This window comes from Nocardioides ungokensis (assembly GCF_013466985.1).
Classification (GTDB): domain Bacteria; phylum Actinomycetota; class Actinomycetes; order Propionibacteriales; family Nocardioidaceae; genus Nocardioides; species Nocardioides ungokensis.
Window position 1 is genome coordinate 925,466 of record NZ_CP059164.1, and the last position, 14,344, is coordinate 939,809.

The window sequence follows — 14,344 nt, forward strand, 5'->3', positions numbered from 1 at the left end:
CCGACAGGGCTAGCGTGTCGGCATGCCTTCGTCTCACCGCAAGCGCGTCCTGGCCATCGTCCTCGCCGGCGGGGAGGGGAAGCGCCTCATGCCGCTGACGGCGGACCGCGCCAAGCCGGCCGTCCCGTTCGGGGGCATCTACCGCCTCATCGACTTCGCGCTGTCGAACGTCGTCAACTCCGGCTACCTGCAGGTCGTGGTGCTGACGCAGTACAAGTCGCACAGCCTGGACCGCCACGTCACCCAGACCTGGCGGATGTCGACGATGCTCGGCAACTACGTCACCCCGGTGCCCGCGCAGCAGCGGCTCGGCAAGCACTGGTACCTCGGCAGCGCCGACGCGATCTACCAGTCGCTCAACCTGGTGCGCGACGAGAAGCCCGACATCATCGTCGTGGTGGGTGCCGACCACGTCTACCGCATGGACTTCTCCCAGATGGTCGAGCAGCACATCGAGAGCGGGGCCGCCTGCACGGTGGCCGCGATCCGCCAGCCGATCGAGATGGCCGACCAGTTCGGCGTGATCGACGTGCAGCCCGACGACCCGTCCCGGATCCGTGACTTCCTCGAGAAGCCGACCGACCCGGTCGGGCTCCCCGACAGCCCGGGCGAGGTGCTGGCCTCGATGGGCAACTACGTCTTCGACGCCGACGCGCTGGTCGAGGCGGTGACCAGGGACGCGAGCATGACCGGCTCCAAGCACGACATGGGCGGCGACATCGTGCCGGCGTTCGTGCGCCGCAACCAGGCCGGCGTCTACGACTTCAAGGACAACGCCGTGCCGGGAGCCACCGACCGGGACCGCGGCTACTGGCGCGACGTGGGGACCATCGGGTCCTACTACGCCGCGCACATGGACCTGGTCTCGCCGCTGCCGGTCTTCAACCTCTACAACTTCGACTGGCCGATCTACACCTCCTACGGCCCGCAGCCGCCGGTCAAGATCACGCCGGGGGAGCAGGGCCAGCCCTCGCAGACGCTGGAGTCCCTGCTCTCGCCGGGTGTGGTGGTCAGCGGCGGCGCGATCAGCCGGTCGGTGCTCTCGCCGGCGGCGTTCGTCGGGGCGGGGGCGGTCGTCACCGACTCGGTGCTGATGAACGGCGTGCGCATCGGCGCCGGCGCGGTGGTCCGCAACGCGATCCTCGACAAGAACGTCGTGGTCGCCCCCGGCGCGCAGATCGGCGTCGACCCCGAGGCCGACCTGGCGCGTGGGTTCGTGCTCGAGGAAGGGCTGACCGTGCTGGGCAAGGACCAGGTTTTCGGGGAGTAGGTCAGAGGATGCCGGCGGCCCGGGCCGGCTCGGCGTACGCCGCCGCCAGGGTCTCCACCGTCTCGTGGGCGTTCAGCCCGCTGGGGTTGGGGACGACCCACAGCTCGGCTCCGCCGAACGGCTCCGGCTGGCGGCCGAGCGTGGCCTTCGGGTGGCCGAAGGCCTGGCGGTACGCCGTGATGCCGGCGACCGCGACGACGCGCGGCGCGGTGCGGCGGACCAGCTCCTCGAGACGGCGGCCGCCCTCGCGCAGCTCCTCGCGACCGAGCTCGTCGGCGCGCGCGGTGGCGCGGTGCACCAGGTTGGTGATGCCGAGGCCCCGGGCCCGCAGCAGGTCGCGGTCGGCGTCGGTCATCCCCGCCGACGGGTCGATCGGGTGCTCGAGGATGCCGGCGCGCAGCAGCGCGGGGTAGAAGCGGTTGACCGGGTGCGCGAAGTGGGTCTGCGTCGCGGCGGTCCACAGGCCGGGGTTGATCCCGACGAAGAGCAGCCGGACGTCGGGCCCGAGCAGGTCGGGCACCTCGGCGTCGCGGAAGGACTCGAGCTCGGCGCGGCTGAAGCGGGGCACGTCGGCATGCTGCCACGCCGGCACCTCGGGAACGCCACCGGTGGAACCGGAGGGGAGGCGGTAGCGTCCCATCGACATGCGACGAACTCTCGGACCCCTGCTCCTGACCGCGCTCCTGACCTGCGGGCTCGCCACCGGCTGTGGTGACGACGGCACGGCAACCGACTCCACCGGCGCGAGCGGCCGGTCGGCAGCAGCACGCCGGCCGGCGACGGGACGGTCGAGTTCACCAAGATCGCGCTGATCGGCCAGTCGGGCGCCGGCGGCCGGGTCGACCAGCACGCGACGATCCTCGACAGCGACGCGGCGGTGGCGGCGTTCTCGCGCCAGTTCCGCAACGCGTCTGCCCAGCACCGGATCGAGACCGCGATCAGCAAGGCCGACGTACCCTCCGACCGGACGGTCGTGGGTGCGGTCGTCCGCTCGGGTGCGACGTGCCGCCCGGCGTGACGGTCCACGGACGGGCGAGGCGCTCACCATCACCCCGATGGAGGTGGCGAGCCCCAAGCCGGAGTGCCTGGTCGCCGTCACCACGATCGCGCTGGTGTCGGTGCCGTCCGACGCGGTCTGAGGCGACCGGCCCTGACGGGCCGGTGTCGCCGGATCAGGGCCTGGTGTAGGTGACCTCGAGGGCGTTGGCGACGGACCGCTCGAAGCCGTCGGAGGGGCTGTTGACCACGCCGGTGCTGCCGTTGGACTTGCGGGCCACCATCGTCGTGGACCCACCTCCGTCGAGGTTGAGGGCGTCGTCGGCGCCGAGGTCGATCATCATGTTCGCCAGCTCGACCATCGTGTAGCCCCGGCTGAAGGACTGCCGGCCGTCGATGGCCAGGATCAGCACCTCGCCGGTGTCGTGGTCGATGCCCACCGCGGTCCCGTGGCGCCATCGTCCGGTCGTCCACGACGTTGATCAGCCCGTCCTTGACCAGGAACCTGCTGCCGGTGATGGCGACCTGGGGCCGCTCGGGAAGGCTGTAGCCGATGCTGGCGCGCGAGCCGACCTTCAGCTGGCGCAGGGCGTCGGCACCGTCGCCCCGGCCGATGAGCAGGGTGCCGTCGATCGTCTTCCCGGCGCGCAGCCGGGTCCCCGAGGAGCGGACCCGGCCGTCGCGCACGGTGACCACGCGCACGTGCCTGGTCTGCCCGTCGGTGACGCGGTAGCCCGCCGTACGTCCCCAGACGGGGGTGTAGACCGATGCCGTCGGGCTTGACGAACGGCGAGTTGAGGTTGGTGACGGGCAGGTCGGGGTGCTCGGCCACCCGGGCCCGGAGCGCGAGGGTGCCCAGCTCGGGCCGACCGGCCGGTCCAGGTAGAAGGCGGAGTTCCAGCCGGTCTGGCGAGCGTTGAGCAACCCGCGCTGGCGGTCCCGGGCGACTCCGAGCGGGGCGCCGGTGTCCCCGATGTCGTAGAAGTCGCCGTTGACCCCGGCGACCGCGTGGTCGCGCCCGAGCAGCTTCTTGACCGGTGCGGTCTCGCTGACCCGGCTCTCGGCGGCGACGTCGATGTGCACGCCGGGCCGGGTCGGGTCGACCGTCAGCAGGTAGGCGCGGATCGGTCCGCGGGCGTCGCGCTGGTCCCACCGCGTGAACTGCACGCCGGGGGCGACCTGGCGCCGGATGATCCGGCTGGTGGTGGTGTCCGCGCGCAGGAAGGACGGGTACGACGGGGCCACCTGGCCCGCGCGTCCCCGTCACTGCTGATCCACGGGCGGTGCTGGCGGGCGTTGACCTCCTGGGAGACGCGGGGTGGTCGCTCGCCCTGTCCGACCCCGACCTGGCGGGAGGGCTGGTGCGGGGGAGCGCCGGCGAGGGCGGGGGCGGTGCCCGCGAGGGCGCACGCGAGGACGACAGCTGCTACCGAGAATCGGGCTGACACGCCCGACAGGTTAAGCAGATCAACGGCCCACGACGGGGAGGTGGACCACCGTGTTGTCGAGCACGACCGCACCCGGCGTACGGCTTCCCATGCCGACGAACGTGTCGCTGACCGGGCTCGCGAGCACGAACAGCGACTGCCCCGCCGGCACGTCGACGGCCACAGACGGCAGCGCGATCCGGCGCTTCTCGCCGGTCACCGGGGCCAGCTCGTTCAGCGGCAGCACGTTGTCCTGGACCAGGTGGGCGTCCGCGGGCGACGTCCCGACCGCGAGGCCGTAGAACGCCCGGTTGTTCGCGCCGAGCGCGGTCAGGTCCCCGGTGAGGTACGGCGCCCCGGCGACCCGGATCGGGCCGTCGGCGACCTTGTACGAGAGGGGTGCGCCGCCGGTCTCGGTGGTGGCGACGGTGCCGACGTCGTACGCCGCGTCCGCCTTGACCGAGTCGACGGTCGTGCAGGTGCTGTCCGGCGTGGCGAGGTGGTAGCGCCCGTAGCCGTGGAGCCCGGTGTCCCGGCCCTTGAGCTGCTCGTCGAAGAAGCGGATCGACAGGTGCTCGAAGTCGCCGCCGGCGAGCGCCTTGCTGCACGGGTCGGAGGTCACGCTCACGCCCTGCGGCAGCACGGCCGGCAGGACGTGGCCGCCGTTGTAGGCGACGAAGATGCTGCGCCGGCGGGCTCCCGCGGTGATCGAGTGCTTCCAGTTGGCCAGCCCTGCTGGAGCGGGAAGAGCGAGTCGGTGGTGCCCTGCCCGAAGAGCATGGGGATGTCGAGACGACGGCCGTGGTCGACGTGCCACTTCGGGCCGTTCTTGCGGAAGAACGCCGGCATGTCCTCCTCGCCGGGCACCGACCCGTCCGGCCACATCCCGGTGGCGGCGCCCTCGACCAGCGCGGCGTACACGTTGGGCGGCAGGGCGTCGGTCGGCACCGAGGCCGCCGAGAGCGCGCTGGCCCAGGCGGTGCGGACGACCTTCTCGGGGGCGAGGCTCTGGTCGAGGTCGTACCACGTGATCTCGGGGGCGAGTGCGTCGAAGACCGGCGTGCCCTTCACCCGCAGCTCCTCGAACGCGCCGAGGAACTGGTAGCCGCCGCCGTAGCTGCCGCCGATCGCACCCAGCCTCGGGTCACCCGGGCCGTCCTGCTCCACCCACTTCAGGGTGCTGATGAGGTGGACGAGCCTGCGGACGTCGTGGCCCTCGACGTCCGGGTTCTCGACGTACGCGTGACCACCGCTGGCGCCGAAGCCGCGCTGGTCGAAGGACAGCACGCCGTAGCCGGCGTCGAGGAAGTGGCGGAACCCCTGCGGGTCCGTCGTCCGCGAGCCGCCCCAGCCGTGGCTGTGCATCAGGAACGGCACCCGGTGGTGCCGGCTCGCGGTGGCCGGCTTGAAGATCGTGTAGCAGATCTTGACCTTCGCGGTGGTGCCCGGATCCGGCACGCTGCGCAGGCAGCCGTTGGTGACCTGGACCCTGTCCGCTCCGGCCCGCTGGGCAGTGTGGGTGGCCGGGGATGCTGGGGATGCCTGGATTGCCGGGGATGCCTCGGCGGCTCCCGGGGCGGGGAGAGCGGACATCGTGGCGGCCGTCAGGGCGGCGCCGAGCGCCAGGGTGATGCGCTTCATGCGTACCTCGCAGGGTTGGTGTCGCAGGTGCTAACTCCGCCCGCGCTCGAGGGTCACGGGCGGGTGGGGCGGGGTGGTCTCGGTCGGCCGGGGTCTGCGTCATACGAGCTGGTCGCCCCGACAACCGCTCCGGATGACCTCCCGCGAGACGTCATCCGAGCTCGTCGCCGGGGCAGCCGACCCTGATGACGTCCTCGCCAGGGTGGTCGGTGCGGGGTCGTCCACAGGGCGTGACGAGAGGGTTTCCGAGTCGTTGGACCTTGGGTAGCGTGCCGGGGGTGTCGGGTTATCGGGCCCCGGCTCAGGGGGAAGGATCTGCGCGTGAACCGCTCTCGGCTGGCGTTCGCTCCCGGACTGCTCGCAGCGGCACTCCTGCTTGGTGGGTGCACCGACGACCCCGTGCCCAAGGTCGCCCCGGCGAGTGAGTCGGCGTCCGCGAGTGAGTCGGCGTCCCCTGAAAGCCCGGTGTCGGCACGTGCAGCGCAGGAAGCAGCGCTAAGGGACTACTTCGCAGCGATTTCTGAAGCGATATCCACGGGCGATCCGTCAGGCTTCTTGGCGGCCTCGTCCAATCAGTGTCAGAACTGTCGGGTGCTCGCAGACAATCTCAAGGCGGCGTATGCCAAGGGCGGTCACATCGAAGGTGGCCACTGGTCTGTCAACGCGGTCGAGTTTCAACGCAGGGCCCCGCTTGGAATGGTCTGGAACGTCAGGCTCCACACGTCGAAAGAGCGTTGGTACAACTCGAGCGATCGGCTTGTGAAGGTAGTTCGCCCAAGTTCCCTCGTAGTCGGGCTCGCGCTGGTGTCTCGGGGGCCAAATTGGCAGGTGCGAGAACTGAGGCTCAACACGTGATCCGGTTACTTTTCGCGCTTAGCGGCATCTGTCTGGCCCTATTGGTCAGCCCCTCGTGGGCGGATGACCAGCATCCGCCGGTCCATGTAAGCACCACTCAGGGCGGTCTCTGGGCTGGTGTTACACAGCATTCACCGGGAGGGGCGGGCGAGAATGCACCCGTGTTGAGTGATCAGCCGACACCGAACAGTGGAGTAGTCGACGTTGTGATCGATACAACTCTTCACGATCAATTCTGTGCCGGCGTCAATTGGACCACTGGTTGCGTGCCGCAGACGTCGACCCCAGCCCCGCCTCCACAACCGGTAACACTCACTCCCGGGGCGGTTGCGAATGCCTTTCGGCGACTCCCACTTCCAGCGTCGGAGCTCCAGGTCCAGCCACCCGACGGTGAGACGCTGGTCAACTTCGACACGAACTTCTTCACCCGTCAGGGGGAGTTCACGCGCACGGTGACGTTGCTCGGGCAGCGGGTGGAGCTGAGGATCTGGCCGAGCCAGTACCGGTGGGTGTTCGGGGACGGGGGGTCGCTGGCGTCGCAGAGTGCGGGGGCGCCGTACCCGGACCTGCAGATCACCCACGACTACCGGAGCAAGGGCGGGGTCCGCCCGCGGGTGGACACGACGTACTCAGCCCGGTTCCGGGTCAACGGTGGGGCGTGGCGGGACGTGGACGGGACGGTGACGATCCCCGGGGCACCGGTGGACCTGCAGGTGCGGACGGCGACGCCCGTGCTGGTGGGCTACCAGGGACAGCGGTGATCCGCAGTAACCGGGTGACCGGAGATCACCGCCCTGCCAGGGGGAGTGGCCGAGACCGGTAGGGGATCACAGGCAGTCGACGGCGCCGAGCTGCGCGAGTCCCCTCAAGTCCCCGGGCCCGAAGGAGGTTTGCCCGATGTTGTCGGCGAACATGAGCTGCGCGGGGTCGTCGACGTGAGCCAGACCGACGACGTGGCCGAGCTCGTGCATCACGATGGCGCGTAGGTGCTCGAAGCCTCCGGGCTCCTGGTCGAGGCGAGCGAAGACGTCTCGATCGAGTGCCACCATGCCGGTGACGTAGGTGAAGTGGTTCGGCGTGCGCTCCACCGCGGCACTGCCCCCGAGGCCGGCCACGTCCCCAGCGAGCTCGGGAACCTCCTCAGGTGTCGCCCAGCCGATGAGCACGGGAGTGCTGCGAGCAGACGGCCCGCCACGATGTTCGAAGTCACGGTCGTCGGTGGTGCCGTCGTACTCGAACTCGAAACCTGTCGCGCGGGCGACCTCCGCGACCGATTGCTGCACGAGGTCGAGGTAGTCCGTGGGAGCCCCGGACGGGTTCACGACGTAGCGGATCGGACGGCACGGGTTGTAGCTCACCGGCTCGGTGCTGCCGGGCTGGGTCGTGGCGAAGCGGAACCCACCCCGCCCGTCCGGTGCGGCCACCACGTGGTGGAGTCGTTGGTCGCCGAGGCCGACCAGCGACCGGATGCGGGCAGCCGACCACCCGGCGTGAACGCGAGCACACCGACCAGGACCACCACGGTCACCAGCAGTGACGGCCAGAACGCGCCGTGTTCCTGCCCCGACGGCGCCTGTTCCCGGCCGTCGGGAGCGTGCCGAGCCCGTAGCGCCGGTCGAGCCGGTCGAGCTCGGCCAGGCGGTCGGTGCATCTCCGGGCCGCCCGACGACGGGCCGCGCGAGCCGAGAGTCCATGCAACACGCGCACATCCTGCAGGAGGTCCGCGACCCCTGGGCGCCGAACGCCTGAACCCGGTCTGCCACCGCGACCGAGCCCGCCGGGCGCGAGGTCCCGGACCGGGAAAGGTGACGGCACTAGGGTGCGGCACGTGGACCAGCCAGCGGACGCCCCCTGGAACACCTTCATCGAGGGGGACAACCTCGAGGTGTCGGACGCCTGGGCGAGCAGGTTGACCTCGTCTACATCGACCCGCCGTACAACACCGGCAACGACTTCGCCTACCGGGACGACTTCCGGCACGGCGACGCCCGCAGCACCGGCACAGGCGTGGGTGGCGATGATGCGACCGCGGCTCGAGCTGGCGCGGCGGCTGCTGAGGGACCACGGCGCGATCTTCGTGAGCATCGACGACAACGAGATCGCCCTACCTGCGGCTGCTCATGGACGAGGTGTTCGGCGAGGCCAACTCCTCGCGCAGGTCGTGGTCAACCTCAACGCCAAGGGCCGCCAGCTGGGCAAGGGGTTCGCCACCAGCCACGAGTACCTCCTCGTCTACGCCCGCGACGCCCGGTGCACGGTGCTGGACGCGAGCAGCACCGAGGCGGTGGACGAGCGCGACTTCCCACTGACCGCGGCGGACGGCCGCCGCTAGGCACCTGCCACTGCGCAACACCAACAAGAAGTTCAAACCCGGTGAGCGCGGACCCTGCACTTCACGGTCTGGGGCGACCCGGTGACGGGACGGGTGAGCACCGCGCCGTTCGACGGCGGCCAAGAGATCGGCCCCGTCTTCGGGGGACGGCCGACCGGCGGTCTGGCGGTGGAGCCGCCCCCTGATCGATCGACGTCCCGATGACCTCGTGTGCCGCACGGTGCGCGGCAGGAACGGCGATCGGGTCGACGTCTTCCAGAAGGACTGGTTGCACGCCGGGCGCCGCAAGAAGCTGCGCACCCATCTGGCTGGCCGAGGAGATCGGCTCGACCGACACCGCGGTCGCCGAGCTCAAGGCGGTCGTCGGCCACGTCTTCGAGTCACCCAAGCCCACCGGGCTGATCCGGCGCATCCTCGCGACGATGCCCGACGACGTCGTGGTGCTCGACTTCTTTCGCCGGCAGCGGTACGACGGGCCACGCGGTGGCGCTCCAGAACGCCGAGGACGGCGGCACCCGCCGCTGCCTGAGCATCAACTCCGCCGAGCCCACCCGGGTGGGGTCCAACGCCCGCAACGCCGGGCTGCTCACCGTCGCGGACATCACTCGGGCCCGGCTCCGCGCCGTCGCCGAGACGGTCGGTGGTGGACTCGTGGAGGACCCGCCACACTGACCCCATGACCCAGCCCCCCGAGCAGCAGCACAGCAGCGCGCGCGTCGCGCTGGTCACCGGCGGATCCAGCGGCATCGGCGAGAAGACCGCGCTGCGCCTCCGCAAGGCCGGCTTCGAGGTGTACGCCGTGGCCCGCCGCGTGGACCGCATGAGCGCCCTCGAGCAGGCGGGGCGTCACGACGTTCGCCATGGACGTCACCGACGACGACTCGATGGTCTCGGGGGTGAAGCGGGATCGTCGCCGAGCGCGGGCGGCTCGACGTACTCGTCAACAACGCCGGCTACGGGTCCTACGGCGCCGTGGAGGACGTGCCGATCGACGAGGCGCGTCGCCAGTTCGAGGTCAACGCTTCGGCCTGGCACGGCTCACCCAGCTGGTCACCCCCACATGCGGGAGCAGGGGAGCGGCCGGATCATCAACATCTCCTCGATCGGCGGCAAAGTTCTACGAGCCGCTCGGTGCGTGGTACCACGCCACGAAGTTCGCGGTGGAGGGCTTCAGCGACAGCCTGCGCATCGAGCTCGCGCCGTTCGGGATCGACGTGGTCATCATCGAGCCGGGGCCGATCCGCACCGAGTGGAACGAGATCTCCCGGGAGAGCCTGACCGAGACCAGCCGGGGTGGCGCCTTCGAGGAGATGGCCGGCAACGTCCGCCAGGTCCTCGAGCGCGCCGACACCAGCAAGCTCATGTCCAGCCCGCCCGACGTGGTCGCCATGAAGATCGTCAAGGCCGCCACCGCCAGCAACCCGCGGGCCCGCTACCCGGTGGGTCGCAACGCCGGCACGATCCTGCGTGCCCGCCGGCTGCTGCCCGACCGCGCCTCGACGCGGTCGTGAAGCGGATGTACCTGCCGTAGGGCGCGCCGGGTCAGACCCCGGCGGCCTTCTCCAGCGCGTTCATCGTCGTCGAGATGGGTGAGCAGCCGCTGCAGGTGCGGCACGGTGCGCCGGCAGCCGGTCAGGCCGAAGCCCATTGCCGTCGTAGGACGTGCAGGTGATGTTGAGCGCCATGCCGTTGATCGGGATCGAGAGCGGGTACTGCCCGACGAGCTTCGCGCCGTTCCAGTAGTGCGTGGTGCGCGGCCCGGGCACGTTGCTGATGATCAGGTTGTACGGCGGCCGCACGATGCCCTGCATCCTGAGCAGGGGCGGCAGGATCGCCGGCGCCTGGCCGAGCGCGCTCATCGCCAGGATCTGCATCGGCGTCATGCTCGAGAGGGCCCGCTTGCCGTCGACCATCGAGAGGTGGATGGCCGCCAGCCGGTCTCCCGGGTCGGCGAGGTCGGTGCCGAGCTTGCACATCACCGCCCCGACGGCGTTGCCGCCCTCGGCCGACGCGACCTGGGACTGCTTCGCGTTGAGCCCCACCGGCACCATCGCGACCAGTGAGGTCTCGGGGAGGGCCGCCAGCTCGAGCAGGTAGGCCCGCACCGCGCCGCTGCACATCGCCAGCACCACGTCGTTCAGCGTCGTCCCGGAGGCCTTGCCGATGGCGCGGAGCCGCTCGATCGGCCAGTCCTGCGCCGCGAACCGGCGCGACCCGGTGATGCTGTGGTTGAACATCGTGCGGGGGCGTAGAGCGAGAGCGCGGACGTCTCGTTGCGCAGCCCCTTGTTGAGGGTGCGGAGCAGGGCGGCCGGCAGGCCCGCGGCCTCGGCGGTGATCCCGAACGCCGTGCGCAGCGCGTGGATCGGCACCTGCGCCAGGTCGTGCTCGGCCTTGTCGGCGGGCTTGGCGGCCTTGGCGGAGCTCGGGAGGAACCCCCAGGGCGCGGGCATGCCGCGCCGGTCGGGGTCGGTGCTGAGCACGCTCTGGATGAGCCGCATCGCCGAGATGCCGTCCACGAGCGCATGGTGGGTCTTGGTGTACATGGCGACCCGGCCGTCGCGCAGCCCCTCGATGACGTGCGCCTCCCACAGCGGTCGCTCCCACGCCAGCCGGGTGCCGTGCAGACGGCCGCAGAGCTCGAGCAGCTCACGGACCCGGCCCGGCCGGGGCAGGGCGCTGTGCCGCAGGTGGTGCTCGATGTCGAACTGGGTGTCGTTCTCCCACACCAGCCGGCCGGCGGTGCCCAGGGAGCGGTGCGGGTGCTTGAGGAACAGCGGCGCGATGTCCTTGCCGTCGCGCATCTCCTCGTACATCTCGCGGACGTAGTTGCGCCCTGCCCCCTCGGGCTTCTCGAACAGCTGGAGCCCGCCCACGTGCATGGGCTGGCTGCGGTTCTCCGCCAGCAGGAAGGCTGCTGATGTCGGATCGATCGGTGAGACCACGCTGACCCCGTTTCTGTCGTGACGTCGATCCTTGCGGGTGGGGGCGGTCGCCACAAGGGCGGGGTCCGACCGGAGGTCGCGAACGGCCGGCGAACATCACCGACGGCCCACTTCTCGTGCACAGGAGGGGCGCTTACGGCGTCGTCCCCAGGCCGCTCCGTGACGCCCGCGGACGGTCCGTCCCCGCTTCTAACGTCCCTCGTACGCCGGAACTCGCCGGCGTCCGACATGCAGGAGCAGAACATGAAGAAGGCCATCGCCGTCGTCGCCACCGTCGGCATCCTCTCGACCGCGGGAGGGACCGCGGCCTGGGCCGCCGCGGGCAACCCGCCGCCGGACGGCACCATCACCGACGTGAGCGGCGACAAGCGCAACGGCTTCACCGTCGAGCACTACGACGGCACGGTGCGCTACCCGCCCAAGATCTCCGAGGCCAAGGCGGAGTGCGACGAGTACGGCAACCGGGTCAACCGGGTGCGCTGCCGCACGGAGGTCATCATCTGGTACCGCGACCTGCAGCGGATGAAGGTGTCGCTGGACTACGCGAACGCCGGGTGACACCGCCGCGCCGGGGGTGACCTCGCGCCGGCGGGAGGCTCACTAGGATCACCGGCATGGAGGCCGCCCCGCTCGACACCATGTGGAGCAAGGGCCGCACCTCCGTGCGGGCACGGGTCCGGCGGTGGGAGTCGAAGCGCTGGCAGATCGCCCAGTGCTCGCTCGCCGCCGGCGCGGCCTGGCTGTTCGCCGCGGACGTGCTGCACCACCAGACGCCGTTCTTCGCGCCGATCGCGGCCGTCGTCAGCCTCGGCACCTCCTACGGGCAGCGGCTCCGGCGGGTGGTCGAGGTGACCCTCGGGGTCGCGATCGGGGTCTTCCTCGGCGACCTGTTGGTGGAGTGGCTCGGGTCCGGCTGGTGGCAGCTGAGCCTGATCGTGGCGCTCGCCATGTCCACGGCGTTCCTGCTCGACGGGGGGCAGCTCTTCGTCACGCAGGCCGCGGTGCAGTCGATCGTGGTGAGCACGCTGATCCCCGACCCGGGCGCCGCCCTGACCCGCTGGACCGACGCGCTGGTCGGTGGTGCGGTGGCCCTGGTCGCTGCCACGGCGGTGCCCGCGGCGCCGTTGCGGCGTCCCCGTGAGCAGGCCGCGGTGGTGATGCGCAAGATCTCCGGGCTGCTGCGGGCGGCGGGCGAGGTGATGGTGGACGGCGAGGTCGAGCGGGCGCTGGCCCTGCTGGCCCACGCCCGGTCGACCGACCACCTGATCCAGGAGCTCCAGGCCGCCGCCGACGAGGGCCTCTCGGTGGTGGCGTCCTCCCCGTTCCGCGTGCGTCACCGGGGCCAGATGCGCCGGATGGTCGACCTCGTCGACCCGCTGGACCGCGCGCTGCGCAGCACCCGGGTGCTGGTGCGCCAGACGGCGGTGGCCGCCTACCACCGCCGCCCGGTGCCGAGCTCCTACTCGCTGCTCGCGCTCGACCTCGCCGACGCCGCCGACCTGGTGGCCGACGAGCTGAGCGTCGACCGGATGGCGGTCAGTGCGCAGCCGGCGCTGCTCACCGTCGGGCACGCCACGGGGCAGGTCGAGCGGACCGACGAGCTCTCCGCCGAGGTGGTGCTCGCGCAGCTGCGCTCGGTCGTGGTGGACCTGCTGATGCTCACCGGCATGGGCCAGATGGAGTCGACCGACGCCCTGCCGCCGCCGCCGCGATGAGCGAGCCGGAGGCCGGCCCGGGCGCCGGCGGGGACGTGGTGCAGCGGTGGGTGCTGCACGTCGACCTCGATCAGTTCATCGCCGCCGTCGAGGTGCTGCGCCGCCCCGAGCTGGCCGGCCGCCCGGTCGTCGTCGGCGGCCGGGGCGACCCCACCGAGCGCGGGGTGGTCGCCACGGCGTCCTACGAGGCCCGGGAGTACGGCGTCGGGTCGGGCATGCCGTTGCGGGTGGCCGCTCGCAAGTGCCCGGACGCGGTGTTCCTGCCGGCCGACCGCGCGGCGTACGACGCCGCCTCGGCGGAGGTGATGGCGACGCTGCGGTCCCTGGAGTGGGGTGGCGTGCCGGTCGTCGTGGAGGTGCTCGGCTGGGACGAGGCGTTCGTCGCGGCCGGGGTCCCGGCAGGGGAGGGGGAGGGGGGTGGGTCCCCCGAGCATGGCGACCCCCGCGACTTCGCCCAGGAGATCCGGGCCCGGGTGCTGGAGGCGACCGGGCTGCACTGCTCGGTCGGGATCGGGGACAACAAGCTGCGGGCCAAGATCGCCACCGAGTTCGGCAAGCCGCGCGGGGTGGGCATGCTGACCGAGGAGACCTGGTTCGCGGTGATGGGGGACCGGCCGACCGACGCGCTGTGGGGGATCGGCCGCAAGACCGCGCGCAAGCTCGCCGCCCTCGGCATCGACACCGTCGCGCAGCTGGCCGGCTCGGACGCCCGGGTGCTCGCGGCGGAGCTGGGGCCGACGATGGGGCCGTGGTACCACCGGCTCGGCCGGGGCGCGGACACCAGCCCCGTCGACGCCACGCCGTGGGTGGCGCGGGCGCACGGGCGGGAGGAGACCTACCAGGTCGACCTCGAGGACTGGGAGCGGATCGCTGGGGAGGTGCGCGCCCTCACCCGTCGGGTCGTGGCCGACATCGACCGCGAGGGCCGCCCGGCGGCCCGGGTGGCGATCAAGGTGCGCTTCAAGCCGTTCATCACGGTGACGCGGAGCCTCACGCTGCCGGAGCCGACCGACGACCCCGACGTGCTGGCCGACGCCGCGGTCTCGCTGCTGGACCGGGTCGAGCGCGACCGGCCGGTGCGGCTGCTCGGGGTGCGCCTGGAGATGACCGAGCCCGAGGGCGGCTACTGACCCGACCGGGTCAGCCCCGCTGGATCGACCCCGC

The 14,344-nt window shown here is 71.5% G+C and carries 19 protein-coding genes and 2 pseudogenes; 14 read left to right on the forward strand and 7 right to left on the reverse strand.

The features are described from left to right. Positions 1 to 22 precede the first annotated feature (22 nt). Positions 23 to 1,270, forward strand: a complete 1,248-nt coding sequence (glgC, locus tag H0S67_RS04655; RefSeq protein WP_180935633.1) for a glucose-1-phosphate adenylyltransferase — start codon at positions 23 to 25, stop codon at positions 1,268 to 1,270. 1 nt (position 1,271) lies between these two features. Here glgC and H0S67_RS04660 read toward each other — a convergent pair whose 3' ends face one another. Next, a complete protein-coding gene (locus H0S67_RS04660) occupies positions 1,272 to 1,916 on the reverse strand; it encodes a mismatch-specific DNA-glycosylase (protein ID WP_246355122.1) in 645 nt (214 codons plus the stop codon). Positions 1,917 to 2,147: 231 nt separating this feature from the next. Between H0S67_RS04660 and H0S67_RS04665 the strand changes: the two genes are divergently transcribed. After that, the gene (locus H0S67_RS04665) at positions 2,148 to 2,288 is read left to right on the forward strand and encodes a hypothetical protein (RefSeq protein WP_180935634.1); all 141 of its coding nucleotides are present in this window, start codon (positions 2,148 to 2,150) and stop codon (positions 2,286 to 2,288) included. Further along, a complete protein-coding gene (locus H0S67_RS04670) occupies positions 2,266 to 2,409 on the forward strand; it encodes a hypothetical protein (RefSeq protein ID WP_180935635.1) in 144 nt (47 codons plus the stop codon). The genes H0S67_RS04665 and H0S67_RS04670 overlap by 23 nt, the downstream gene beginning before the upstream one ends. Positions 2,410 to 2,442: 33 nt before the next feature. Here H0S67_RS04670 and H0S67_RS04675 read toward each other — a convergent pair. Next, positions 2,443 to 2,715 (reverse strand): annotated as a pseudogene (locus H0S67_RS04675) (phosphodiester glycosidase family protein); the annotation flags it as partial. A gap of 104 nt (positions 2,716 to 2,819) precedes the next feature. Here H0S67_RS04675 and H0S67_RS04680 point away from each other — a divergent pair. Both H0S67_RS04680 and H0S67_RS04685 read left to right on the forward strand, forming a co-directional pair. Beyond that, positions 2,820 to 2,999: a hypothetical protein gene (locus H0S67_RS04680; RefSeq protein WP_180935637.1), complete on the forward strand. Its 180-nt coding sequence runs from the start codon at positions 2,820 to 2,822 to the stop codon at positions 2,997 to 2,999. Between the two features lie 550 nt (positions 3,000 to 3,549). Next, positions 3,550 to 3,711, forward strand: a complete 162-nt coding sequence (locus tag H0S67_RS04685) for a hypothetical protein (RefSeq protein ID WP_180935638.1) — start codon at positions 3,550 to 3,552, stop codon at positions 3,709 to 3,711. A gap of 22 nt (positions 3,712 to 3,733) precedes the next feature. Here H0S67_RS04685 and H0S67_RS04690 read toward each other — a convergent pair whose 3' ends face one another. Together H0S67_RS04690 and H0S67_RS04695 are read right to left on the reverse strand one after the other, a co-directional pair. Continuing rightward, positions 3,734 to 4,315 (reverse strand): hypothetical protein, encoded by a 582-nt coding sequence (locus tag H0S67_RS04690; RefSeq protein WP_180935639.1) that lies wholly within the window; start codon positions 4,313 to 4,315, stop codon positions 3,734 to 3,736. Positions 4,316 to 4,317: 2 nt separating this feature from the next. Next, entirely contained in the window at positions 4,318 to 5,334 is a 1,017-nt protein-coding gene (locus tag H0S67_RS04695; RefSeq protein ID WP_180935640.1) for a CocE/NonD family hydrolase, read from the reverse strand. A gap of 399 nt (positions 5,335 to 5,733) precedes the next feature. Here H0S67_RS04695 and H0S67_RS27805 point away from each other — a divergent pair, with 399 nt between their 5' ends. Both H0S67_RS27805 and H0S67_RS24475 read left to right on the forward strand, forming a co-directional pair. Further along, the gene (locus tag H0S67_RS27805) at positions 5,734 to 6,189 is read left to right on the forward strand and encodes a DUF6318 family protein (protein ID WP_425489919.1); all 456 of its coding nucleotides are present in this window, start codon (positions 5,734 to 5,736) and stop codon (positions 6,187 to 6,189) included. A 452-nt stretch (positions 6,190 to 6,641) separates the two neighbouring features. Further along, positions 6,642 to 6,950, forward strand: a complete 309-nt coding sequence (locus tag H0S67_RS24475; RefSeq protein WP_246355123.1) for a hypothetical protein — start codon at positions 6,642 to 6,644, stop codon at positions 6,948 to 6,950. Positions 6,951 to 7,016: 66 nt separating this feature from the next. Here the strand turns inward: H0S67_RS24475 and H0S67_RS04705 are convergent, their stop codons facing one another. Then, positions 7,017 to 7,616, reverse strand: a complete 600-nt coding sequence (locus H0S67_RS04705; protein WP_180935642.1) for a matrixin family metalloprotease — start codon at positions 7,614 to 7,616, stop codon at positions 7,017 to 7,019. A 401-nt stretch (positions 7,617 to 8,017) separates the two neighbouring features. Between H0S67_RS04705 and H0S67_RS04710 the strand changes: the two genes are divergently transcribed. The 4 genes and pseudogenes from H0S67_RS04710 to H0S67_RS04720 all read left to right on the forward strand — a co-directional run bounded on the left by H0S67_RS04710 (position 8,018) and on the right by H0S67_RS04720 (position 10,032). Then, on the forward strand, positions 8,018 to 8,521 hold the full coding sequence (locus tag H0S67_RS04710; RefSeq protein WP_180935643.1) for a DNA methyltransferase: 504 nt from the start codon (positions 8,018 to 8,020) through the stop codon (positions 8,519 to 8,521). 483 nt (positions 8,522 to 9,004) lie between these two features. Then, the gene (locus tag H0S67_RS04715; RefSeq protein ID WP_180935644.1) at positions 9,005 to 9,193 is read left to right on the forward strand and encodes a hypothetical protein; all 189 of its coding nucleotides are present in this window, start codon (positions 9,005 to 9,007) and stop codon (positions 9,191 to 9,193) included. A 4-nt stretch (positions 9,194 to 9,197) separates the two neighbouring features. Continuing rightward, positions 9,198 to 9,347 (forward strand): annotated as a pseudogene (locus H0S67_RS24480) (SDR family NAD(P)-dependent oxidoreductase); the annotation flags it as partial. A gap of 34 nt (positions 9,348 to 9,381) precedes the next feature. Continuing rightward, positions 9,382 to 10,032, forward strand: a complete 651-nt coding sequence (locus H0S67_RS04720) for an SDR family NAD(P)-dependent oxidoreductase (protein WP_219635474.1) — start codon at positions 9,382 to 9,384, stop codon at positions 10,030 to 10,032. Positions 10,033 to 10,092: 60 nt separating this feature from the next. On the opposite strand, the gene H0S67_RS04725 is transcribed toward H0S67_RS04720, so the two are convergent. Together H0S67_RS04725 and H0S67_RS24485 are read right to left on the reverse strand one after the other, a co-directional pair. Continuing rightward, positions 10,093 to 10,758: a WS/DGAT domain-containing protein gene (locus H0S67_RS04725; protein ID WP_246355124.1), complete on the reverse strand. Its 666-nt coding sequence runs from the start codon at positions 10,756 to 10,758 to the stop codon at positions 10,093 to 10,095. Next, the gene (locus H0S67_RS24485; RefSeq protein WP_246355125.1) at positions 10,659 to 11,465 is read right to left on the reverse strand and encodes a wax ester/triacylglycerol synthase family O-acyltransferase; all 807 of its coding nucleotides are present in this window, start codon (positions 11,463 to 11,465) and stop codon (positions 10,659 to 10,661) included. The genes H0S67_RS04725 and H0S67_RS24485 overlap by 100 nt, the downstream gene beginning before the upstream one ends. A gap of 243 nt (positions 11,466 to 11,708) precedes the next feature. On the opposite strand from H0S67_RS24485, the gene H0S67_RS04730 reads away from it, so the two are divergent. Genes H0S67_RS04730 through H0S67_RS04740 form a run of 3 tightly spaced genes read left to right on the forward strand, consistent with a single transcriptional unit; the run spans position 11,709 to position 14,310 of the window. Beyond that, positions 11,709 to 12,023 (forward strand): hypothetical protein, encoded by a 315-nt coding sequence (locus H0S67_RS04730; RefSeq protein WP_180935645.1) that lies wholly within the window; start codon positions 11,709 to 11,711, stop codon positions 12,021 to 12,023. A gap of 56 nt (positions 12,024 to 12,079) precedes the next feature. Next, positions 12,080 to 13,180, forward strand: a complete 1,101-nt coding sequence (locus H0S67_RS04735) for an FUSC family protein (RefSeq protein WP_180935646.1) — start codon at positions 12,080 to 12,082, stop codon at positions 13,178 to 13,180. Beyond that, positions 13,177 to 14,310 (forward strand): DNA polymerase IV, encoded by a 1,134-nt coding sequence (locus H0S67_RS04740; RefSeq protein WP_180935647.1) that lies wholly within the window; start codon positions 13,177 to 13,179, stop codon positions 14,308 to 14,310. Before H0S67_RS04735 ends, H0S67_RS04740 begins: the two co-directional genes overlap by 4 nt. Positions 14,311 to 14,344: the final 34 nt, after the last annotated feature.